The sequence below is a fragment of the Micromonospora trifolii genome (assembly GCF_022229005.1).
Lineage (GTDB): Bacteria > Actinomycetota > Actinomycetes > Mycobacteriales > Micromonosporaceae > Micromonospora > Micromonospora trifolii.
Genome location: NZ_JAKKFD010000002.1, coordinates 228,728 through 249,881 on the forward strand (window position 1 = coordinate 228,728; position 21,154 = coordinate 249,881).

At 69.3% G+C, this 21,154-nt stretch carries 17 protein-coding genes and 1 pseudogene; 5 read left to right on the forward strand and 13 right to left on the reverse strand.

The genetic code is table 11. The features are described from left to right. Window positions 1-61 precede the first annotated feature (61 nt). From NIE79_RS02110 to NIE79_RS02140, 7 genes are all read right to left on the reverse strand, one after another. Entirely contained in the window at window positions 62-1,288 is a 1,227-nt protein-coding gene (locus NIE79_RS02110) for an SGNH/GDSL hydrolase family protein (RefSeq protein WP_238676900.1), read from the reverse strand. Next, window positions 1,288-3,696 (reverse strand): glycosyl hydrolase family 95 catalytic domain-containing protein, encoded by a 2,409-nt coding sequence (locus NIE79_RS02115; RefSeq protein WP_238676901.1) that lies wholly within the window; start codon window positions 3,694-3,696, stop codon window positions 1,288-1,290. The genes NIE79_RS02110 and NIE79_RS02115 overlap by 1 nt, the downstream gene beginning before the upstream one ends. A gap of 82 nt (window positions 3,697-3,778) precedes the next feature. Then, a complete protein-coding gene (locus NIE79_RS02120) occupies window positions 3,779-5,602 on the reverse strand; it encodes an alpha-galactosidase D (RefSeq protein ID WP_238676902.1) in 1,824 nt (607 codons plus the stop codon). 68 nt (window positions 5,603-5,670) lie between these two features. Continuing rightward, a complete protein-coding gene (locus NIE79_RS02125) occupies window positions 5,671-6,837 on the reverse strand; it encodes an ROK family transcriptional regulator (RefSeq protein WP_238676903.1) in 1,167 nt (388 codons plus the stop codon). A gap of 95 nt (window positions 6,838-6,932) precedes the next feature. Then, entirely contained in the window at window positions 6,933-7,151 is a 219-nt protein-coding gene (locus NIE79_RS02130) for a hypothetical protein (protein WP_238676904.1), read from the reverse strand. A gap of 68 nt (window positions 7,152-7,219) precedes the next feature. Next, window positions 7,220-8,263, reverse strand: a complete 1,044-nt coding sequence (locus tag NIE79_RS02135; RefSeq protein WP_238676905.1) for an SEC-C metal-binding domain-containing protein — start codon at window positions 8,261-8,263, stop codon at window positions 7,220-7,222. Between the two features lie 91 nt (window positions 8,264-8,354). After that, the gene (locus NIE79_RS02140) at window positions 8,355-9,185 is read right to left on the reverse strand and encodes an NAD(P)H-binding protein (protein ID WP_238676906.1); all 831 of its coding nucleotides are present in this window, start codon (window positions 9,183-9,185) and stop codon (window positions 8,355-8,357) included. Window positions 9,186-9,288: 103 nt separating this feature from the next. Here NIE79_RS02140 and NIE79_RS02145 point away from each other — a divergent pair, with 103 nt between their 5' ends. Both NIE79_RS02145 and NIE79_RS02150 read left to right on the forward strand, forming a co-directional pair. Continuing rightward, the gene (locus tag NIE79_RS02145; RefSeq protein ID WP_238676907.1) at window positions 9,289-10,215 is read left to right on the forward strand and encodes an AraC family transcriptional regulator; all 927 of its coding nucleotides are present in this window, start codon (window positions 9,289-9,291) and stop codon (window positions 10,213-10,215) included. A gap of 134 nt (window positions 10,216-10,349) precedes the next feature. After that, window positions 10,350-12,419: a phosphocholine-specific phospholipase C gene (locus tag NIE79_RS02150; protein ID WP_238676908.1), complete on the forward strand. Its 2,070-nt coding sequence runs from the start codon at window positions 10,350-10,352 to the stop codon at window positions 12,417-12,419. 108 nt (window positions 12,420-12,527) lie between these two features. Here NIE79_RS02150 and NIE79_RS02155 read toward each other — a convergent pair whose 3' ends face one another. Next, window positions 12,528-13,511, reverse strand: coding sequence for a helix-turn-helix transcriptional regulator (locus NIE79_RS02155; RefSeq protein WP_238676909.1), 984 nt, complete (start codon window positions 13,509-13,511; stop codon window positions 12,528-12,530). 104 nt (window positions 13,512-13,615) lie between these two features. Here NIE79_RS02155 and NIE79_RS02160 point away from each other — a divergent pair, with 104 nt between their 5' ends. Further along, window positions 13,616-14,089: a VOC family protein gene (locus tag NIE79_RS02160; RefSeq protein WP_238676910.1), complete on the forward strand. Its 474-nt coding sequence runs from the start codon at window positions 13,616-13,618 to the stop codon at window positions 14,087-14,089. Window positions 14,090-14,127: 38 nt separating this feature from the next. Here NIE79_RS02160 and NIE79_RS02165 read toward each other — a convergent pair whose 3' ends face one another. From NIE79_RS02165 to NIE79_RS02175, 3 genes are all read right to left on the reverse strand, one after another. Then, window positions 14,128-14,964: an aldo/keto reductase gene (locus NIE79_RS02165; protein WP_238676911.1), complete on the reverse strand. Its 837-nt coding sequence runs from the start codon at window positions 14,962-14,964 to the stop codon at window positions 14,128-14,130. Between the two features lie 73 nt (window positions 14,965-15,037). Beyond that, window positions 15,038-16,891 carry a DUF2075 domain-containing protein gene (locus tag NIE79_RS02170; protein WP_238676912.1) on the reverse strand — a complete coding sequence of 618 codons (1,854 nt, stop codon included), beginning with the start codon at window positions 16,889-16,891 and terminating at the stop codon, window positions 15,038-15,040. Between the two features lie 194 nt (window positions 16,892-17,085). Beyond that, window positions 17,086-17,421 (reverse strand): nucleotide pyrophosphohydrolase, encoded by a 336-nt coding sequence (locus tag NIE79_RS02175; RefSeq protein WP_238676913.1) that lies wholly within the window; start codon window positions 17,419-17,421, stop codon window positions 17,086-17,088. A gap of 175 nt (window positions 17,422-17,596) precedes the next feature. Between NIE79_RS02175 and NIE79_RS02180 the strand changes: the two genes are divergently transcribed. Next, window positions 17,597-18,031: a hypothetical protein gene (locus tag NIE79_RS02180; protein ID WP_238676914.1), complete on the forward strand. Its 435-nt coding sequence runs from the start codon at window positions 17,597-17,599 to the stop codon at window positions 18,029-18,031. 168 nt (window positions 18,032-18,199) lie between these two features. Here NIE79_RS02180 and NIE79_RS02185 read toward each other — a convergent pair whose 3' ends face one another. Both NIE79_RS02185 and NIE79_RS33540 read right to left on the reverse strand, forming a co-directional pair. Beyond that, window positions 18,200-18,703: a hypothetical protein gene (locus tag NIE79_RS02185; RefSeq protein WP_238676915.1), complete on the reverse strand. Its 504-nt coding sequence runs from the start codon at window positions 18,701-18,703 to the stop codon at window positions 18,200-18,202. Between the two features lie 80 nt (window positions 18,704-18,783). Then, window positions 18,784-19,101 (reverse strand): annotated as a pseudogene (locus tag NIE79_RS33540) (Scr1 family TA system antitoxin-like transcriptional regulator); the annotation flags it as partial. A gap of 424 nt (window positions 19,102-19,525) precedes the next feature. Here NIE79_RS33540 and NIE79_RS02190 point away from each other — a divergent pair. After that, entirely contained in the window at window positions 19,526-21,109 is a 1,584-nt protein-coding gene (locus NIE79_RS02190; protein ID WP_238676916.1) for a DEAD/DEAH box helicase, read from the forward strand. Window positions 21,110-21,154 lie beyond the last annotated feature (45 nt).

The window sequence follows — 21,154 nt, forward strand, 5'->3', positions numbered from 1 at the left end:
GTTGATCGTCCACACGGGGACGCTATCGGTACCACGCGGGCGTGTCATCCTCGTCGATCGCTCACCTGTCGCAGCGCAGCGCGGCCAGGTCGACAGCGTCCGCCATCGCCTGCATTCCCTTGTCGTTCGGGTGGACGTGATCCCCGCTGTCGAAGAACGGCAGCAGCGCCTGCGGGTCGTACGGGCTGCGGGTGATCCGGTCGAAGTCGACAACGGCGTCGAACACGCCGCTGTGCCGGATCCACTCGTTGACGCCCTGCCGCACTGCCTCACCGGCCGCGTCGTACTCCGGCCAGCCCTTGTACGCCATCACCGTCGCCCCGACGACACACGTGCCGGCCGCGTGCGCCCGGTCGGCCAGCTGCCGATAACCAGTGGTCAGGTCGTCCACTGTCACGCCGGTGTGGGCCTTGATGTCGTTGATGCCCTCGTACACGAAGACCGTGTCGACCCCGGGCTGGGAGAGCACGTCCCTGTCGAACCGGCGCAGCGCGGCCTCCCCGGCGCCGTCGGCGAGCACCTTGTTGCCGGAGATGCCGGCGTTGGCCACGCCCCTGACCGGGCTGTCCGGCGCGGCCTGGAGCCGTCGGGAGAGGTAGTCGGGCCAGCGTCGGTTCGCATCCGTGCTGGAGGCCCACCCGTCGGTGATGGAGTCGCCGAGGGCCACCACCGACCCGGTCGCCGTGGACGTCCGCACGCTGACCGCGTCCAACCAGTACCAGGAGGTCATCGAGTCGGTCCAGTTGGTCGCCGCCTCCTCGGCGGCGTGGTCACCGGCGGTCGCGTACGACGTCTGCATGGCCATGCCGTGCCCGCTCGTCGGGCCCTGCGCGCCGGTGACGTAGAGGCTCACCACGAGATTGCTCTGGGCGGCCAGCCTGCCCGGCAGCGGGTCGCTGAGGATCGTCTCACCGGCCGCGACGGTGACCGACGGCTGCTCACCGAACGTCAGCCGCCGGTTGCTGCCCCCGACCAGCTCGGCGCCCTGCCGCTGCAAACCGGCGTACGCGCTGCTGAAGGTCACCGGATGCTCGCCGAAGGCGTTGGTGAGGCGGATCCGCAGGGTGTCCCCGCCGACGCTGGTGCGCACCACCAGCCGGTAGCCGCGCTCGGCGGGCCCGGCGCCCTGCCGGTCGGCACTGGCGGCCCAGGTGACAGCGAAGTGCCGGCCGGCACCGGCCGCCGGGTCGTGCCGCGTCCGCGCCTGTGCCGCCGAACCGACCAGGGGTAGGCAGAGCAGTGTGGCGACGGCGGCGGTCGCCCCGCGCCGGGCGAACCCGGCCCGCATCAGAGGTTCCTCAGGGTGACCGACTCGCCGGGGCGCACCGTGACCTGGCGGGACCTACCGTTGGCCAGGACGGTCGTGCTGCGGCCACCGACGCTGGTCAACCGCGCCTGGGTGACCCACCCGTCGCGCCAGCTGAGGTCGGCGGTGAAACCACCGCGTACGCCGACACCGGTCACCGAACCGGCGGACGCCCAGGCGGCGGGCAGCGCCGGCAGCAACTCGACGTGGCCGGGCCGGGAGTAGAGCAGCATCTCGACGATCGCGGCGGGGGTGCCGAGGTTCGCGTCGATCTGGAAGATGCCCCGTCCGGGGTTCGTCTCGTAGATGTCGAACAGGTTCATGGCGCTGCCGTTGCTGCCGTTGGTCGACGGCCGCAGGTTGTTGACGATGAGCTGGTACGCCTTCTCCGCGTCCTTCAGCCGCGCCCAGCACAGGCTGCGCCACGCGTTGGCCCAGCCGAAGCTGTTCATCCCGCGCGCGGTGAGCAGGGCGGTGGCACCGGCGACGATCGCGGCGGGGGTGGAGCCGTCCGGGCGGATCCGGTCGCCGGGGAAGAGACCGATCAGGGGGGAGAGGTGCCGGTGCGTGGTCTCACCGAGGTTGTCCGGTGACATCCACTCCTGCAACCAGCCGGAGGTGGGGCTGACCTCGGGCAGGTAGAGGCGCTTGCGGAGCGCGTCGACGCTCCGGGCGTGGTCGGCGTCGCGGCCGAGCACCCGGGCGGCGGTGTGGTAGTTCTCGAAGAGGTTCCACACCAGCTCCTGGGAGTAGGTGTTGCCCCGGGTGTCCTGCGGCCCGTGCTCGGCCGACCAGTCCCGGTCGGCGACCAGCACCTCGCGCGCTGCGCCGGACGCGTCGGTGACGGTCGCGGTGACGAGTCGGGTCTCCCAGAACTCCACGGCACCCTTGATGACCGGGTAGATCTTCGCCAGGTAGCCGCGGTCCTGGGTGTACTCGTAGTGCTCGAACAGGTTCTGGCAGAGCCACGCGTTGCCACTCGGGTGCCACCACCAGCCGCTCCCGCCGTACGGGTTGGTGGAGAAGGCGACGGCCCACCCGGCGACCCGGCCGCTGGTGTTGCGGAACCGGTTGGTCGAGGTGTTGAAGAGCCGCTGGGTGACCTCGGTCCAGACCGGCAACTGCGCCACGCAGTAGTCCGCGTACGCGTCGAAGGTGTCGGTGAGGCCGGCCCGGTCGGCCGGCCAGTAGGTCATCTGGATGTTGACGTCGCTGTGGTAGTCGCCCATCCAGTCCGGGTCGTTGCCGTCCAGCCACGGGCCCTGCAAACCGATCGGCAGGCTGCCCCGCGAGCCGGAGATCAGCAGGTACCTGCCGAACTGGAGGTACGCGGCCTCCAGCTCCGGGTCGGGCACGTTGTCGCGCCAGCGCGCCTGCACCCGCTCCCAGGTGTCCAGTTTCCGTTGGCCGGTGGACGAGGGGCCGAGGTCGATGGCGAACCGTTCGAACGCCGGGCGGACGTCGGCGACGTGGGTGTGCAGCAGTTCGCGGACCGACGCGCGCGCCGCGGCCAGGACCTTGTCCCGGGCCAGCCGTTGCGGCTGTGCCGATTCGTCGCGGAACCCGGTGGCGGCGGTCGGCGCGTAGTTGGTGCCGCCGCTGACGATGACTGTGAGGTCCCGGCAGTCGGCGAACGTGATCGACGTGCCGGTCACCGCGATCGTTCCGGTGCCGCTGCGCGCGGTGACGGCGGCACCGTAGCGCAGCCCGTTGGCGAAGGAGGCGCCGAACGACGCGTGCCGGCCGGTGGGGTCGGCGGTGGTGGACTCGCCGTGGGTGCCGGCCAGGGAGACGGTGCCGGTGTACGTGCCGCCGCCCTGCGAGGTGAAGTGCGCGACGATGACGTCGTCCGGGCGGCTGGCGAAGACCTCACGTCGGTAGCCGACCCCACCGATGTCGTACGCGGCGCTGACCAGGCCCTGCGCCAGGTCGAGGGTGCGACGGTAGCTGTCGACGGTGCCGAGGTCGTGCCCGGGAATGTCGACGGTGAGCGTGGCCAGCATGGTGAGCGAGCCGAAGTCCTCGCGCCCGTAGGGGAACTGGCCGTCGCCGTCGAGCGTGTCGTTGCGGCCACCGGTCCAGAGCGTCGCATCGGTGATCGTCAGGAACTCCCGGGACGGGTCGTTGCTGGCGAGCGCGCCGAGTCGGCCGTTGCCCACCGGCAGGCCCTGCTCGATCATCGAGGTGGCGGAGCCGGGTGCCTGCCACCAGAGCTGGTTCTTCGCGGCGACGTTCGGGGCGAGCATCGGCGACGTGGTGGGACGTCGGGGGGTGGGCGTGGCGGCGAAGGCGGGTAGGCCGCCGAGGGCGGTTGCCGCGCCGGCGGCGGCGGCCAGCCCGAGGAAGCCGCGACGGCTGGGGTGGTTGTCGCGCGTGCTGCGGATCTCCATGTCGGGTTCTCCAACCTGAGGGTTCGACGGATGCGCGCGTCGGCGCGGGCCCGGCGGTTCGCGCCGGGCCGCGCCGGGCACGTCAGAGGGTCTGCGGTACGGCGATCCGGTCGATGTCGGGGGAGTACCAGGTGCCGCTGTCGAAGGTGATGGTGTTGGCGCCCGCCTTCAGCGCCAGCTGGACGCTGACCGTCTCGACGGTGCCCCAGTCACCGGTGGAGGGGAACTTCAGGTAGCTGCCGTTGCCGCTGTTGGAGGAGACGTGCACCGAGCGCGCGTCACCGCTGACGTAGGAGACGGCGACGGTGTAGATGCCGTCAGTGCGCACGGTGACGTCGTTGAACCGCACAGTGCCGCCGACGTAGAGGTTGCCGACCTTCTGACCACCGGAGCAGGCGTCGCAGCCGCCGACGGAGGCGTTGCCGGTCAGTGTGTTGACCGAGGCCTCGGCCTCGTAGCTGGTCGAGGCGAGCGCGGTGCCCGGCCGTACGGTGAACAGCCGCGAGCCGTGCGCGGGCAGCGCCGCGGTGATGGCGTTCTTCTGTGTACCGAGGTCGCGACGGTTCCACACGTCCCGGACCGAGGCGTTGCCGGTGAACCCGAACGACGCCCAGTGCGCGGTGACCGACGCGGGCGCGTCGGCGAGGTTGAACAGCGCCACGGTGTAGCTGCCGTCCGGGTTCTTCGCACCCCAGACCTGCTGGTCACCGGCGGGGGTGACCGGCCGGGCGGGCGCGCCGCCGTTCTGGTCGATGGCGATGACCTCGCGGTTGGTCAGCAACGACAACCCGTAGTCGTCGAGGCGTGTGATGTCGTCCCCTGTGTACAGCGGCGACTTCGAGATCGCCCACAGCGTCGCGTACGACTGGCGCTCGGCCCTGGTGAGGCCGTCCATATCGCCGTTGCCCACGTTGAGCGAGTCGAGGTCGTTCCACCCGCCGGGGCCGGCCTTGCGGCTCCAGGCCGGCGCGTCGTCGAACCTGTCGTCGACCGAGTTCTCCCAGCTGACCAGTGTGTTGCAGTAGCACTCGACGTCGGTGTCGATCCGCCACCCGTTGGAGTACCGCTTCCAGTCGGCGGCGTGGTTGATGTCGAGCGACCAGGACAGTTCGAGGTGGATCGGGCGGCCCGCGGTGGCGATGGCCTTCTGCCAGGCAGCCACGTCGGCCACGTTGTCGTAGTTGTCACCGGACTTGAACGAGCCCGGCCCCACCCCGTCGAGCTTGAGGAAGTCGTAACCCCAGTCGGCGAACAGTTGCGCCTGCGAGTCGATGTACTTCTGCGCGCAGGGGTTGTCGAAGTTCAGCTTGTACGCGCTGTCCCACCCGTTGGTGGTGCGCAGGTCCGGGTAGACGATGTCGGCGGTGGTGCAGTCGGGGGCGTTCCAGATCGGTGCCGCGCCGTCGGCGTACGCCTCTTTCTCCAGCCCGACGGGCAGGTAGATGCCGGCCTTCAACCCCTTGCCGTGGATGTGCTCGGCGACGGCCCGCATGCCGCGCGGGAACCGCACCGGGTCGGGGGCCTGCCGGGCGTACTGGTCGAAGCGCGGCACCCAGGCGTTGTCCCGCCACCAGCCGGCGTCGATGTTGACGTACTCGTAGCCGTACGGCCTCAGCTTGGCGGCGAGGGCGTCGGTCTGCTTCAGGACGTTGGCCTCGGTGAGGTAGCTGTAGTCGCCGTCGGGGTTCAAGCCCGGGTACTTGGAGGACTGCATGGTCCAACTGGTCCACCCCATGAAGGGGCGCTGCGCGATGTCCGCCGCGACAGGCGCGGGGGCGGCCTGGGGCGCGGCCGCCGGGGCGGCCTGGGCCGGGGCGGCGCCAGCGGCGAGGAGCACGCCCAGCGCCGCCGCGACGAGCGGCACCCGGGTGCGGGGCTGTCTGCGCGGGGTTGTCGGTGACGGCATGGTCAACCTCCTGGTGGCACGTGTCGAGTCGAGCGCTATGGGCGGCCGGTGGCCGGGATGACGCCGGGTCAGGGGACGACGAGCGACTGGATGCTCACTGCCGCCGCCGCGCGAGCCCACTCCTCGAAGGGCAACGGACGGATGGAGAGGGGGCACCGCGCGGCGGCGCCGAAGGCCTGCCGTTCAAAGCTGGCGCGGATGTGGCTGTCGAACAGGTCGTACGCGGCCAGCCCTTCACCGGACACGACGATGCGGGTGGGACCGACCAGGTTCGCGACGGCAGCGATGCCGCAACCGATAGCGCCGCCGGCCCGGGCGAAGATGCCCCGCACCTGCTCGTGGCCGCCGCGTGCCAGGGCCACCGCCTCGTTGATGGTGAGGTCGGGGCGGCCGGTGCGGTCGCGGGCCTGGGCCACTATGGCGTCGGTGCCGGCGATCGACTCGACGCAGCCGCGGCCACCGCAGTGGCAGTCCGGGCCGGTGGCGTCGACGGTGAGGTGGCCGATTTCGCCGGCCACGCCGTACGACCCGGAGACCAGGCGGCCGTTGACGACGAGCCCACAGCCGATGCCGGTGCCCACGGTGACCAGGGCGAACGACTCGGCCCCCACTCCCTCGCCGAACCAGTGCTCGGCGGCGGTGAGCGCCTTGACGTCGTTCTCCACCGTGACGGTGAGACCGGTGCGTTGGGAGGCGAGTCGACCCAGCGGCACGTCCCGCCAGTGCAGGAACGGCGAGTAGCGCACGAGGCCGATGCCGCGGTCGATGTCGCCGGAGAGGGCCAGCCCGAGCCGGCGGACCCGGGTGCGGTCGCCGGGGAACGCGTCGAGCAGGTCGTCGGCGAGCCGGTCGATCTCGGTGAGGACCGCGTCGATGTCGGGGTCGTCCAGCGGCCGGCGGGCGCTGGCGTGGACCTGCGCGCGCAGGTCGCAGACCACGCCGATCACCTCGTCGGCGGTGATCTTCACGCCGAGGAAGAACTCGCGTTCGGCGCGCACCGCGAGAGGGCTGGCGGGGCGCCCGGCGCCCGGCCCGGAGCGCTCGGTGGCGGCCAGTTCGTGCAGGTAACCCAGGTCGATGAGCGGCCGGGCGGCCTTGGTGACGGCGGCGGAGGAGAGCCCGAGCCTGCGGGCGAGCGCGACCCGACTCACCGGCCCCTCGGTCAGCACCGTCGTGAAGACCGCCGTCGCCGCCGGTGGCCCGGCGAACGTACCGGTGTCGATCCCAGGAAACATGGACGAAATCTAAGGCGAATATTTAACTTCTTCAAGTATTGATTTGCCTCAGTGTTCCGTCCTAGAGTCGGCGACGCGCCGACCACGGCAGACTCTCAGGTCGCCGCCGCGCGGACGCCGAGGCCGACCAGGAGCGCGCCGGTCAGCCGATCGAGCGCTCGTCGCACCGATGCGGTGCGCAGCAACCGGGCGGCGGCACCAGAGACGACGGTCCAGCCGGCGAGCCAACAGGTGGCCAGCGCGGCGTGCGCCGTAGCGAGAAGCACCATCGGCACCAGCACCGGTCGGCCCGGTTCGAGAAACTGCGGTGCCAACGTGAGGTAGATCGTTAGGGACGCTACTCCGGGTCAGGTCGGCCGCCCCAGCGCGACAGCCGCCACGGTCAGCGTCGGGAGCGCGGCAGGCAGTCTTTCTTGTACTTGAGGCCCGAACCACACCAGCAGGCGTCGTTGCGCTCCGGCGGCCAGGCGATCCGTGCGCTGGGCCGCGCCGACACCTCAGCCGCGTAGCCGGCCCGGACCGCCACGTCGGCCGGATCGCCGCCACGTCGACCGGCGAACGCGGTCAACCCGGCCACCGTCGCGCCGAACACCCCCAACCCCGCCTGACCGGCACCCCGCAGCCGCACCAACTCCGTCTCCAACCGACCCCGGTGCGCGTCCCAGTCCGGCCCGTACACCTCGGTGAGGGCGGGATGCTCGGTGAGCAGGCGATCGAACTCGGCCCGCGGCCAGAAGAGCAGATCCGACTCGGCGTCCCGACGCTCCCCGGCCCGACGCACGAGCTGGGTCTCCAACCGGTCCGCCAGGTCGTCCTGCCGGTCGTGCGGCAGGTTCAGATTCCGGCGTACCCGATGCCGTTGCTGCAACAGGAAGAAGGCGACACCGGGCGCGTCCGGCGGGCCGAGATCGACCACCGGGTCGATAGCGGTGCTGGCCGGCCCGGACGCGGCGGTCGCGCGTTCGTTGAGCAGCGTGTCGACCGCCTCGCTCAGCCACGTCTCGGCGGTCGCCGAACGCCCACCGGCGTCCAGCGCAGCACTGACGTAGGCGGGCGCGTCGGGCTGCACGAGCAGCAACGGGCGCAACGCTGTCAACTCCGCCATCGCCTCGTCGTCGCGCCCACCGGCCCGGAACAGGGCGCGGGCCCGCAACGCGCGGGCGAACCCGGCCCGAGGGTCATCGCCGGATGGGTACGCCGCCAGTGCCTGCTCCGCGTACCGCAGCGCGGCCTCGGGCCTGGCCCGGATCTCGGCGATCTCGGCGGCCAGCGTCAGGGCGTCCCCGGCGTCGTCCGGGTCCTCCAGCCGGCCCTGCTCGGCGGCCTCCGCGAGGTCGGCGGCGACACCGAGCGGATTGGCAGTCCCGAGAGCCGAGCGGCGAAGTTCGGCGAGGTCGGCCTTGGTGAGTATCTCTCTCGTCGGCACGATCTCACGGTACGTCGGGGTGCTCACGGTATGCGGGCAGATCACCTGTTACGCCGCTCTCATGCCGCCTCTTCTGCCGCCCGCGGGCGGACTACGACCAGGCGCCGGCCGCCGCAGCCTGAGCGGCGTAACTGTCGAAGTCGAGCGCGTCCCGTCCGAGGACCCGACGTACCCCGTCGGTCGGTTCAGCTAGGTGGCCCGCCCGCATCCCGGCGAACAGGGCGTTCAGCGCCGTGGCCGTCTCCGCCGGATAACCCTCGGCGAGCAGTTCGGCATGGTACTGCTCCGGGGTGAGTTCCACGTAGCGGATCGAACGGCCGGTCACCCGGGCGACCGTCGCCACCGCCGCGGCGAAGGTGAGCGCACGCGGACCGGACAGGTCGTACACCTGTTCGTGGTGACCGGGTGACGTCAACAGCGTCGCGGCCACGTCGGCGACGTCCTGAGCGTCGACGAACGGCTCCGGGGTGGCACCCATCGGCAGGGCCAGCCGACCGTCGAGCAGTGGTTGGCGAAACAGGTCCTCGCTGAAGTTCTGACTGAAGTTGTTCGGCCGGATGATCGTCCACTCGACGCCGGATTCCTGCACCGCCTCCTCGGCGGCGACCATGCCGGGGGAGAAGTCACCGACCCGGTCGATCCCCCGGCCGGAGAGCGCCACGAACCGGCCGACACCCGAGTCGACCGCCTGGGTCACGAAGTCGGCCGCCAGCGCGGGATCCTCCGGCGCCAGCAAATAGACCGCAGAGGCTTCCGCCAGCGCCGGCCGCCAGGTCTCCCGCCGCGACCAGTCGAACCGCACCTCACCGGAGCGAGAGGCCGCCCGGACGTGCTGGCCCGTCGACCGCAGCGTCTGGACCAGCCGACGACCGGTCTTGCCGGTCCCGGCCATCACGAGTGTCGAAGGTGCGTCAGTCGTCATGACCACGAGTCAACGCGCCCGGCCGAGGGCGGGACATGTCCTGTCGTACCCCAGGCATGTCCGATCGTCCGCGATCCATCCTCCGCGATCTATCGTCGGTGACATGGACCCGTTCGACAATCTGCTGCGCGGTCTGCACGCCGACGGCGCAGCCTTCGGCCGGTCGGTGCTGACGCCGCCGTGGGCGCTGCGGTTCACCGACGGCGCACCGCTGACGCTCTGTGTCCCGATGCGGGGCGAGGGCTGGATCTCCCATCCGGACAGCGACAAGCCGCGCCTGGTCCGGGTCGGCGAGGCGGCCACCGTGCGCGGGCCAGCACCGTTCGTCTTCTCCGCCGAGCCCCGGTCGAGCTTCGAGCCCGGGGAACTGCGGGACGTCCGGCGTGGCCAGACCGGGGTGGTCGACCCGGTCGGCGCGGACCACGACGAGCACCTCGTGCTGCTCGTCGGGGTGTACCACGTCCGGCATCGGGTGCCGCAGCGGCTGCTGGGCGCGCTGCCGCCGGTGCTCGTCGTGCCGGAAGACCAGGACTGCGCCGCGCTGCGCGACTACCTGGACGCCCAACTCGACGCCGGTCGGCCCGGACGACAGGTCGTGCTGGACCGCCTGCTGGACTGGTTGTTGGTGTGCACGGTGCGAGACTGGTTCGACCAGCCCGAGGCCGAGGCGCCCGGCTGGTACCGCGCGTTGAGCGACGACACCGTCGGCCCGGTGCTGCGCGCCATGCACGACACGCCAGGCCGCCCGTGGACCCTGGCCAGCCTGGCCGCGCAGGCCGGAGTCTCCCGATCCACACTGGCCAAACGGTTCACCATGCTGGTCGGCGAACCGCCGCTCACCTACCTGACCGACTGGCGCATGACAGTGGCCGCCGACATGCTGGCCGAATCGACAGCGACGGTCGCCGCCGTGGCGCGCCACCTCGGGTACGCGGACGCCTTCGGCTTCAGCGCCGCCTTCAAACGCGTGCACGGCGTGAGCCCGAGCGGGCATCGACGGCTCACCCGGGTCGACGCCACGGCCGCGTGACCGGCAGTCCGACCGGCCCCGGAGCCGGTCGACGAGTGGTCGCAAAACCAACTAACTACTGTCATCTGCCGTCAACCCGTCGTCGGTAGCGTCCGGTCGCCAGTTTCCCGACCAGGTCGCACAAAGGCGGAGTTATGGGCACCGTGGATCGCCGTACGTTCCTCAAGGCGATGGGAGTTCCCGCGATCGGCGCGGCGCTCCCGTTGGACCTCAGCAAGGCGCTCGCCATCCCGGCGAACAACCGGACCGGCTCGATCAATGACGTCGAGCACGTCATCATCCTGATGCAGGAGAACCGCTCCTTCGACCACTACTTCGGCACCATGCGCGGCGTACGCGGATTCGGTGACCCCCATCCGGCGACACTGCCGTCCGGCAAGGACGTGTGGCACCAGCCCAACGGGACCGACGAGCTGCTGCCCTTCCGTCCCGAGGTGAAGGATCTCGGCCAGACCTTCCTGCCGGACCCGCCGCACGGCTGGAACGACGGGCACGCCGCCTGGAACGACGGCCGGTTCGACAAGTGGGTGCCGAACAAGGGCGTCACGGCGATGACCTACCACACCCGTCAGGACCTGCCGTACCACTACGCGCTCGCCGACGCATTCACCGTCTGCGACAGCTACCACTGCTCCCTCATGGGGCCGACGGACCCGAACCGCTACCACATGTGGAGCGGCTGGGTCGGCAACGACGGCAAGGGCGGCGGCCCGGTCATCACCAACGCCGAGGCCGGCTACGACTGGTCCACGTACCCGGAGCGGCTGGAGCGCAACGGCATCTCCTGGAAGATCTACCAGGACGTCGGCACCGGCCTCAACGCCGCCGGGTCCTGGGGCTGGACGAACGACCCGTACATCGGCAACTACGGCGACAACTCGCTGCTCTACTTCCACCAGTACCAGAACGCGCAGCCCGGAACGCCGCTGGCCGACAGGGCCAAGACCGGCACCGAGGTCAGGACCCAGGGCCGCGACCCAGAGGCCCTGCTGGCCGACTTCCGCGCCGACGTCGAGGCGGGACGCCTGCCGGAGGTCTCCTGGATCACCGCGCCCGAGGCGTACACCGAGCACCCGAACTGGGAGCCGGCGTACGGCTCCTGGTACATCTCCCAGGTCATCGACATCCTCGCCTCGAACCCCGAGGTGTGGAGCAAAATGGCGCTCTTCATCACCTACGACGAGGAGGGCGGCTTCTTCGACCACATGGTCCCGCCGACGCCCCCGCAGACCCGCGAGCACGGCCAGTCGACGGTGCCGACCACCAACGAGATCTTCCCCGGCGACGCCGACCACCCGGCCGGGCCGTACGGCCTCGGCATCCGGGTGCCGATGGTCATCGTCTCGCCGTGGACGCGTGGCGGCTACGTGAACTCGCAGGTCTTCGACCACACCTCACTGATCAAGTTCCTGGAGGCGCGGTTCGGACACGGCCGGCCGGACCTGATCGAGAAGAACATCACCCCGTGGCGGCGGGCCGTCGTCGGCGACCTGACCACGGCCTTCGACTTCCGGCACCCGAACCGCTCGCGGGAGGTCAGGTTGCCCGACACCGACGACTTCAAGCCCGAGGAGCTGGTCCGGCACCCCGACGAGGTGCCGGTCCCGCCGGCGGACCAGCGGCTGCCGAAGCAGGAGCACGGGGTACGCCCGGCGCGGCCGATCCCGTACACCCTGCACGCCGACGGGCACCGCGGAGACGACTCGTTCCGGATCGACTTCCACAATTCCGGCGGGGTCGCCGCGGTCTTCCAGGTCCGCCAGGCCGGCAGCGCGGACGCCCCGCGCAGCTACACCGTCGAGCCGGGCAAGCACCTGACCGACACCTGGCCGGTCACCTCCGGGTACGACCTGTCGGTGCACGGGCCGAACGGGTTCTTCCGCCGGTTCACCGACGGTCGATCCCACCTCGACGTCACCCCCTCGTACGACGAGCGCGACTACAAGCTGGCCCTCACGCTCGAGAACCGAGGTTCGAAGCGGGTCGAGGTGACCGTCCGGGACGGGTACAACGCCCGTCCGGTCGCGCTGTCGCTGCGCCCCGGCGAGACCGAACGCACCACCTGGGCGCTCGCCCGCACCCACGGCTGGTACGACCTGACGGTCCACGTCGCCGGTGACGCCGACTTCGCGTACCGATGCGCGGGTCATGTCGAGAACGGCAAGGACAGCATCAGCGACCCGGCCCTCGGCGGGCTCGTCTAGGGCTTTCCTCGGCCCGGCGCGGGACGACGCCCGCGCCGGTCGGCGGCGGACGTGGTGGTGGGCGTCATGACTCAGCGGTACATCCATACCCCAGAGTCACGGCAACCGTCACCGCGTCCGCCCGCCCGTTTCCGGCGCATCCACGCTGCGGATGACGCGGTCGCCGAGCCGACGCAGATGGTCGACCAGCTCCACCGGCTCGTGGACCGTGAAGTCGCACCCGAGCAGCGTGAGCCGGAAGGCGAGCCAGTCGACTGTGTCTTCCGGGCTGTGCCATCGGCACGACGCGTCGTCGAGCGGCTCCAGCTCTCCGGCGTGATCGCCCAGCCGGGCAGCCGCCTGCCCAGCCGGCATCGCGAGCGTTGCCACCGCCCGGAACACCGGCGCCAGGCTGTGCAGCTGGTCGGTCACGAACGCGGACGCGTCATTGGTCGGTAGCGCGCGGGGCGCCACCCGTATCCCGGTTGTGGTGGCATGTTCGACGCGGTCGACGCGGAACGTGCGCCAGTCCTCGCGCTCGTTGTCGTAGCAGACGACGTACCAACGACGACCCACCACGACGAGCCGGTGCGGTTCGACGAGCCGGTGGCTGACGCCGCCATCGCCGTCGCGGTAGTCGAAGCGGACCCGCTCACGGGCCGAGGCTGCTGCCGCGAGGACGATGAGCTGCGTCGGATCGACAAGCGACACCGCCGCCGCGGTCGACGACACGGTGGCCGCGGCGAGGGTGCCGACGTGGCGGCGCAGCCGCGGCGGCAGCACCTGCTGCAGTTTGGTGAGCGCCCGCACCGACGCCTCGGCGATGCCGGCGACCGGCTGCCGGGCAGCGGTGTGCAGGCCGACAGCGATCGCCACCGCCTCCTCGTCATCGAGCAGCAGCGGTGGCATCGCCTTACCCGCGACCAGCCGGTAGCCGCCCAGTGCGCCCAGGCTGGCCTGGACCGGGTAGCCGAGCTCACGCAGTCGGTCGATGTCGCGGCGCACGGTCCGCGGGGTCACCGCGAGACGCTCGGCGAGTTCGCTGCCGGGCCATTCGCGGGGCGTCTGCAGAAGGGAGAGCAGTCGTAACAGGCGGGCCGGTGTGTCGCGCATGCTCCCATGATGGGTCCAGATCTAGGACAGTTACCAGCCTAGATCGCGTCTAACGTCGCCCATCTGAGTGCGCGGACGCCGCACCAGAATGAGGAGACGAACCGATGAAGGTTGTTCCCGACGGCTACCACACCGTGACCCCCTGGATCATCTCGCCGGGGAGGACGGGCGCACTTATCGACTTCATCATCGGCGTCTTCGACGCCACCGAACTGGCCCGCATGGAGGCTGACGGGGTGATCGGCCACGCCGAGGTTCGTATCGGGGACTCGGTCGTGATGATGTTCGACAAGCCCCAGTGGCCGGCCACACCCGCCTTCCTGCGTCTCTACGTCGCCGACGACGCCGAGGTGCTCCGCCGGGCCGTCGAACGCGGGGCGAGCGTCGTCACCGAGCCGACCGAACTCTTCTGGGGCGACCGGGTCAGCCGTTTCCGGGACCCGCTCGGCAACCTGTGGTGGATCCACCAACGCGTGGCGGAGCCCACCGAGGAGGAGATGGGTCGACGGCTCAACGACCCCGAATTCACCAAGGCAATGGAGTACGTCCAGGGTGCGGACTTCTCGCCCCACCGCTGACCGCGCTCGCGCCCCTCGATCACCCCGGGTTCGGGTCGTCAGAACTCCTCGTAAACCGCCGGGTCCTGGTCCGAGAGCCGCCCGTCCGGGCGGCCCAGCGCGGTGATGGCCTCGACCTGCGCGTCGGTGAGCTTGATGCCGAAGACGTCCAGGTTCTCGACCTGCCGCTGCGGGGAGGCGGCCTTGGGCAGCGGAATCACCTGACGGGCCACGTGCCAGGCGAGGATCGTCTGCGCCGGGCTGACGCCGTGCGCGGTCGCGATCTCCACGACGACGGGGTGCTCCTGCAGGTCGTTGCCATGCCCGAGCGGGCTCCAACCCTGCACCAGGATGCCGTGCTCCCGGTGATAGTCGAGCGCCTCCTGCTGCGGAAAGTATGGGTGCACCTCGATCTGGTTGACCACCGGGGCAACCCCGGTCTCGGCCACCAGCCGCTCAATGTGCTCGGGCAGGAAGTTGGAGAGCCCGATGTGCCGAACCAGCCCGCGCTCACGCGCCTCGATCAGCGCCCGCCACGCCTGCACGTACAGGTCGACCTTCGGGTTCGGCCAGTGGATCAGGTACAGGTCGACCCGGTCCAGACCGGTGCGGAACACACTCTCCTCGATGGTGGTCAGCGCCTCGTCGTAGCGGTGGTGCCGCCCCGGCAGCTTCGAGGTGACGACAAGCTCGTCCCGCACGTCACCCGCCGAACGGGCCGCCCGACCGACAGCGCCCTCGTTCTCGTAGTTCACCGCCGAGTCGATCAACCGGTAGCCCGCCCGGATCGCCTGACCGATCGCGTCGACACCCGCCGAGCCGTTCAGCCGGTACGTGCCGAGCCCGATCGCCGGCAGGGTGGTGCCGTCGGCTGCCGCAAGATGGGGAATCGCCATGGTTGATCCGCCTTTCGTCGACCGTGACTGGACCCTACCCGCATGGATTGGGCTGCCGAGACCAACCGGTCGATCAGCTCAGGTCGGCGTCCGGTGCTGCCTCGTAGACCGTCTCGACCGGCCGGATCACCTTGACCATCGAGGCGAGGTACTCCCGCGTCTCGGGATCGGTGGAGTAGATGATGGTGCCCTTCATCCCTCGGGTCAGCAGGACCTTGTAGGTGTTGCGGATCAGGAGATCCGCTTCCGCGTCGCTGACCGCCTTGCGGCTGCGGAACGCTGGATCCTTCGACTCCTCGCGTCGTGTCACCAACCGGCCGTCCCGGGCGACCAGGTCCGGTCCGAGGATGACACCCGACCAGTCGTACTCGAAGCCCTGCGCCGTGTAGACGCAGCCCACCTGGCCGAAACCGTTCGGGTCGGTGGCCCAGAACGCGCTGCCTGGTGCGTCGCCGACGCTGCGGTCGCTCTTGACGTTCCATGGCCGCGCCCACCCGTCGACCTGCACGTCCGGCACCAGGCTGTCATCCGGACGTGGATCGCTCCACGGCCAGCAGTACCCGGCTGACATCCTGGCGGTCACACCGGGCGCCTGCTTGCTGGCGATGAAGGCTTCCATCTCCTCTGGCGACTCGGCGAAACGTAGGTCGACCTTGCCGTCGCCGGTCCAGACCGTCGGTTCGCCGCCATCGAGGCCGAGCAGGTCAACGACCCACCCCTCGTACGTTTCGCTGCCGCCGCAGCGGAACTGGCCGTGCAGGGACACGACCTCGACGTCAAGCTTGAGCTGCTTCGCGTACGACGAGATGACGTCGACATTGCCCAACTCGCCCGGCTTCACCACCTGATGCTCGTCGAGCAGGAAGACGGGCACCCGTGCCGCGGCGATGAGTTCGTCGATCTGCGAACGGGCCTCCGCCCGCCTAGCTTTCGGCGTGAACCGGTTGACAGAGGTCTCCCGGATGCGGTGCGCCTCGTCGCAGATCAGGACGTCCAGACCGTTGCGTTCGGCGGACATGAAACTGTTGAAGTAGCCAAACAGATTCTTCAACCGGGTCGAGCCCGTGCCGGCGTATTTACGCAAGGTCTGGGTGAACGACCGCGAGCCCGTGGCATGCATGACGGAGCGGTTCTGGCGCGCCAACTCGCCGAGCACCGACAGAGCGATCACGCTCTTGCCGCTGCCAGGTCCGCCCGAGACGACCACGACCGACTTACGGTCCGCCGACCGGGCCTTCTCCACGGCGTGCAACACCAACTCGTACGCCACGCGCTGCTCATCCAGCAGCGTGAAGCGCGACCGATCCTTCAGCTCCTGGGCGGCGTAGCGCAGCAGGTGCCGGCTGGGCCGAACCGAGCTGGTGAGGAAACGATCAGCCGCACCAGCACCAGAGGCCGGGGCGAGGTGGGTGCGGAGGTAATCGAGGAACTGGCCCCGCCGCTGCCTGCTGAAAATCCGGCTCTGCTCGGTTGCCTGGCGATCGAACAGATCACGGATGTCGCGGTCGCTCGCGTTGTGCAGGTACGCCGCCCCACGGACCGGGTTCCGTTCTTCGGTGAGGATGCCGAGAAAGTCCGTCAGGTACTCGCAGTAGAGCTCGACCTGGACGCCAGGGTGGAGCCGTGGGCCACGCGCGTGCTCCACCGCCACGAGGGTGTCAGAGCCCTCGTGGGACTCGGCGTGGGACCACTGCTTCAACTCGACGACGATGTAGGAGTCGTGGGACGTCCGGGGGTCCACACCGGCAAGCACCACGTCCACCCGCTTGCTGGTCAGCGGCAACTGGTACTCGACAAGCATCTCCACCTGGCCCAGGCCTGCGTCGGCGAGATCCTGCCCCAGCACGGCGAGGCTGTGCGACCAGGAACGACGTTCCGCCGGGCTCACGTTGCGACCGATCTGCTCCACGATCCGGTCTGCGAGCATGCTGGTATCACTCAGGCGCAGCAGACCATCGGCAGACGTACGGAACGCTGACAACACTTGCCCCCGGGCAGCACGAAGTGATCGTGCGCATGGGGGGCATGTCCGGCAGCCGCCGGAAGCCCGTCGTGACGCGCTTCTACGTGATCGACTGTAGCGAAGAGATCAACTGAGCGCCATGATGACGCTGCCCGCGGCTACCGCTTCGCCGCCGACCCGCGAGCCTTATCCACCGGGTAGCGGCGAGCCGAATCCTCAAGCTTGGTCAGAGCCGCCTCCACCAGATCGACGCCGAGCACGTCGGCGAGCCGAGTCAGATAGATCATGACGTCGCCGATCTCGGCCCTCACCCGACTACCCGCGTCCGGGTCAACCATGACCGTCGCAGACTGCTCCGGCGTCAGCCACTGGAACTCGGCAATCAGCTCACCGACTTCGCCAGCGAGCGCCATGGCGAGGTTCTTGGGCGTGTGGAACTGTTGCCAGTCCCGTTCCTCCGCGAATGCCCGTACGCGGCCTGTCAGGTCGTCCATGGCGTGGAGCATCGCAGACCCACGCCCAGCCGGGCACTGAGGAATTCCGTGCAACGGGTGACCACTGACCGTTGGCGTGTGGGTTTGGCTACGGTGTCGGCTTCCGGGGTGTCGGGCTGGTGCCAGCCGGTGCAGGCGAAGGCGTGCCCCCGCTGGACGGCAGGTAGGAGGGGCAGTGGAGATGGTCGAGCAGCTTGTTTCCCGGACGGATGCGGCCTACCAGCGGTTTCGGGCCGACCTGGGCGGTCTTGGCAGAGTCGACCTCGCTGTTGTTGCCCCCGTGTTCGAGGTGTGGCTGCGTTCCGGTTTCGCACTTCCCCCCGGCCCGCAGCCAGACCTGCCGCCAACCGCCGACGTCTATGTCGACAAGGTTCCGGTCGATGCAGTTCAGCTGCTGGCACGGGCCAGGAAGCTGCTGGGTGTGGATTGGAGGTTCCGCGATCTGAGGAGCCTGCTCGCCGTCCAGCCGTTCCTGGCGATGAGGTCAGCGCGTCTGTACGCGCTGCGCCGCGACCTGGAAGACGCCCCCGAGCTGCGGCCGCACCTGCTCTACGCCACCGACCACGGCCTGGAAGCGGTATGGCCGACCGGCAGCCCAGGATACCGGTGACGTGGCACGGGATCAGCTGCGACGATCGACGCACCGCACGAGATCGGAACTCGGACTGTTCGCAGAATCTGGAGTGTCGATCCCGTGCGGATGCGCCAGCTCGATGCGGAAATATTGAACGATGAAAGGAATCGCCGTACGGAATGAATTGCTAGAGACAGCCGCCGGTCACAACGAAACGATGACCGGCTGGACCTGGACGTTCTTGGTCAGCTGCTGCGGCGAGGGGATCGGTGTGCTGATGTTGACAGACGTGTTGTAGCCGTAGATGACGACCCCGTCGAGGTGGTTCGCGCCCGGCCAATTTGACTCCAGGCGGACCGCCATCTGAGTAGGGAAGTTGGTCACCTCTTCGGCACACGACCGGATCAGGACGACGCTCGGGGTGGCGGTCAGGTGAGTGGCCAGCATTCTGGCCAGCTTCTTGTAGGTCCAGCCCCAGTCCTTGGCGCCGGCCTCGGCGTCACCGATCTCCTCGTCGTTGCCGTGCGCGCGGATGCACAGCGGCTCGCCCGCCTGCACCCCGGCCAGGTAGGTGGCCAACTGCCGATCCGCCTCGGCCTGGGTCAGGCCGGCATCGATGGGCAGGAGGGCACCCCAGGCAGCCGCTCCCGAATCGGGCCCTGCAGATTGGCCTCGGGTATTCGGATCCTGCGTCGCCACGATGAACATGACATTCTCCTTCGGGGTAGCCGCGTGTTTCAGAAGAACCGCCGAAGGCAGATTAGCGCGGTCGTCGAAGAATGGTCCTGTCAGCTATCCGGCTCGAATCGACTCTGTCGTTGGTCAGACAATTGTTGAGGGCTGTCAAAGACGCCGGTCTTGCTTGGCATCAGTACTCGACGTGCAACTCCCGGATGCGCAATTGGCATGCGGTCGATGTCGGCTGACACCGCGCCGACCACATGGGTCGAACCCCCGTGGAATTCTTCGAGTCGCGGACGGCGACGACCTCGGTGAGGTTCGTGGCGACCTCGACGCAGTAGGTGATCGAGCTGTGCGGTCATGACCGTCGGCCCACCGACGCCACGGCGGAGAACCGCCTCGGACAGCACGGAATCCAGCCTGGGAGTAGACGGACATAGCCGCTCGTACGACCATCCTCAGATGGCGGCGGCGGGGCCGGCGCTGCCCGCTCCGAGACGGCCACGACGGCGCCTGCGCCCCGCGGCCATGGAGGTCAAGAACCACTCGGGAGTCGAGGGGCCGAGCACCGCACCCGAGGAATGCGAGTCGGTGTCCGATTGTGGACAACTGCCGGAATCGACGGCGCTGGTTGAACTTTCGACGCGAAACACGTCGTCATCGGCGTCGCATAGTCCTTAGTGGAACAAATATCAGGCGTACGGCCAGTCGGTGGGCAGCCTTCGCCTGATTGTGTTGCTCGACTGACGGTCGCACCGTAACGGGCGGGCCCAACGTGATCGCGGCAAGCGAGACGAGTGGTGGGTTGTCCGACGGGAGAGGGAGCGGATGCAGCCGGGACGGTTGTGGGTGGAGCTGTGGCAGTTGCTCGCGGTGACGCCAGGTCAGAACAAACGGCAACTGCTCGCCGGGCTGCATCGCCTCGGACGGACTGAGCTGACCACGACGGATGTCAACCGGACGCTGTACGCCAGTCCGGCAACCTTCGATCATGACGATGCCACGCCACCGCGTTGGCGACTGACTGCGGCAGCGGTAGGGAGCGGCGCGGCAATTCCTCCTCTGGCACCGCGGGCCCTACCCAGGTGTTACGTCGGGAAGGATCCGCGAGCCTGGCAGACCGAGGCGTTCGATGCGTGGGTGAGCAATGGCCGCCGAGGCGTGGTGGAGGCTGTCACCGGCACCGGCAAGACCACCGTGGGCGTACTGGCGGCCGCGGCGGCGCTGGATGCCGGCGAGAAGGTGCTGGTGCTCGTCCCCGGGCGTGAACTGCTAGACCAGTGGTACGAGGTCTTACGGAGCAGTCTTCACGGTGCCCGCGTGGGTCGGCAGGGGGACGGCCATGCCGACGAACTCACCGATCACTCGGTCGTGATCGCCATCGTCAACTCCGCGGCGAAATACGAGATGCTGCCGCCGGGTACCCCGGGCCTGCTGGTCGCCGACGAGGTACACCGGTATGGGGCGCGGTACTTCGCCCAGGCTCTCGAGCCGGCTTTCGGCGCTCGGCTCGGCTTGACCGCGACGTACGAGCGTGATGACAACGGATTGTCCGAGCACCTCACGCCGTACTTCGGCGACGTGGTGGCGGGCTGCACCTACGACCGCGGCCTTGCCGACGAGATCCTGGCGCCGTTCCGTATCGCCTTCGTGAAAGTTGACTTCACCACCGACGAGCAGGAGGCCCATGACGAGCACGACAGGCGGGTGCGGACCTTCCGGCGTCGCCTGATCCTCGACCACGGCTGCCCGGCGGAGCCGTTTGGTGAGTTCATGGCGTCCGTCAACCACCTTCGTGAGGGCGGTAGCGGCAACTCGCGTGCGGCCTGGGACGCACGCGGCTACCTGGATGCCTTCAGCAAACGTCGTCAGGTGCTGGCCGACTGTTGGAACAAGCATGAAGCACTTGCCATGTTGGTGCCGGTGTTGGCCGAGGCGGAGCGCGGTTTGGTGTTCGGCGAGACCAAGAGCAGCGCGGTACGCGCGGCGGGCATCCTGCGGGCGAACGGTGTGCGGGCGATGGAACTCACCAGCGGCATGGATTCCTTGACACGCAAGCAGCGCTTGGCGGCGTTCAAGGACGGGCAGATTCAGGTGTTGAGCGCTCCGAAAATCCTGGACGAGGGAATCGACCTCCCGCAGGCGGACGTCGGCGTCATGATGGCCGGCAGCCGAAGTAAGCGCCAGATGATTCAGCGCATGGGTCGGGTTATCCGCCCCAAGGTGGACCGGCGCCCGGCGACATTCGTCATCCTGTACGTCAAAGGCACAGCCGAGGATCCGGAGGCCGGCGCTCACGAAGGCTTTCTTGAGCAGGTCAGCGATGTGGCTCAGGACACCGAATGGTTCGACAGCTCAGCCGACGGGACGGACCTGTTCGCCTGGCACCTCTGGGGCAAATTGTCGACCCACACCGCCGGCTCCCGGCTCTGACCGTCGTCGGCGACGAGCAGCGGCCGTCGTGCGACAGCAGTCGTG

Bases quoted from the DNA above. Each gene is read 5' to 3' on its own strand.
- NIE79_RS02140 (WP_238676906.1), bottom strand. From the start codon at position 9,185: ATGACGACTGACGCACCTTCGACACTCGTGATGGCCGGGACCGGCAAG.
- NIE79_RS02175 (WP_238676913.1), bottom strand. From the start codon at position 17,421: ATGGACGACCTGACAGGCCGCGTACGGGCATTCGCGGAGGAACGGGAC.
- NIE79_RS02120 (WP_238676902.1), bottom strand. From the start codon at position 5,602: ATGCCGTCACCGACAACCCCGCGCAGACAGCCCCGCACCCGGGTGCCG.
- NIE79_RS02125 (WP_238676903.1), bottom strand. From the start codon at position 6,837: ATGTTTCCTGGGATCGACACCGGTACGTTCGCCGGGCCACCGGCGGCG.
- NIE79_RS02110 (WP_238676900.1), bottom strand. From the start codon at position 1,288: ATGCGGGCCGGGTTCGCCCGGCGCGGGGCGACCGCCGCCGTCGCCACA.
- NIE79_RS02160 (WP_238676910.1), top strand. From the start codon at position 13,616: ATGAAGGTTGTTCCCGACGGCTACCACACCGTGACCCCCTGGATCATC.
- NIE79_RS02185 (WP_238676915.1), bottom strand. From the start codon at position 18,703: ATGTTCATCGTGGCGACGCAGGATCCGAATACCCGAGGCCAATCTGCA.
- NIE79_RS02170 (WP_238676912.1), bottom strand. From the start codon at position 16,891: ATGCTCGCAGACCGGATCGTGGAGCAGATCGGTCGCAACGTGAGCCCG.
- NIE79_RS02145 (WP_238676907.1), top strand. From the start codon at position 9,289: ATGGACCCGTTCGACAATCTGCTGCGCGGTCTGCACGCCGACGGCGCA.
- NIE79_RS02165 (WP_238676911.1), bottom strand. From the start codon at position 14,964: ATGGCGATTCCCCATCTTGCGGCAGCCGACGGCACCACCCTGCCGGCG.
- NIE79_RS02155 (WP_238676909.1), bottom strand. From the start codon at position 13,511: ATGCGCGACACACCGGCCCGCCTGTTACGACTGCTCTCCCTTCTGCAG.
- NIE79_RS02150 (WP_238676908.1), top strand. From the start codon at position 10,350: ATGGGCACCGTGGATCGCCGTACGTTCCTCAAGGCGATGGGAGTTCCC.
- NIE79_RS02115 (WP_238676901.1), bottom strand. From the start codon at position 3,696: ATGGAGATCCGCAGCACGCGCGACAACCACCCCAGCCGTCGCGGCTTC.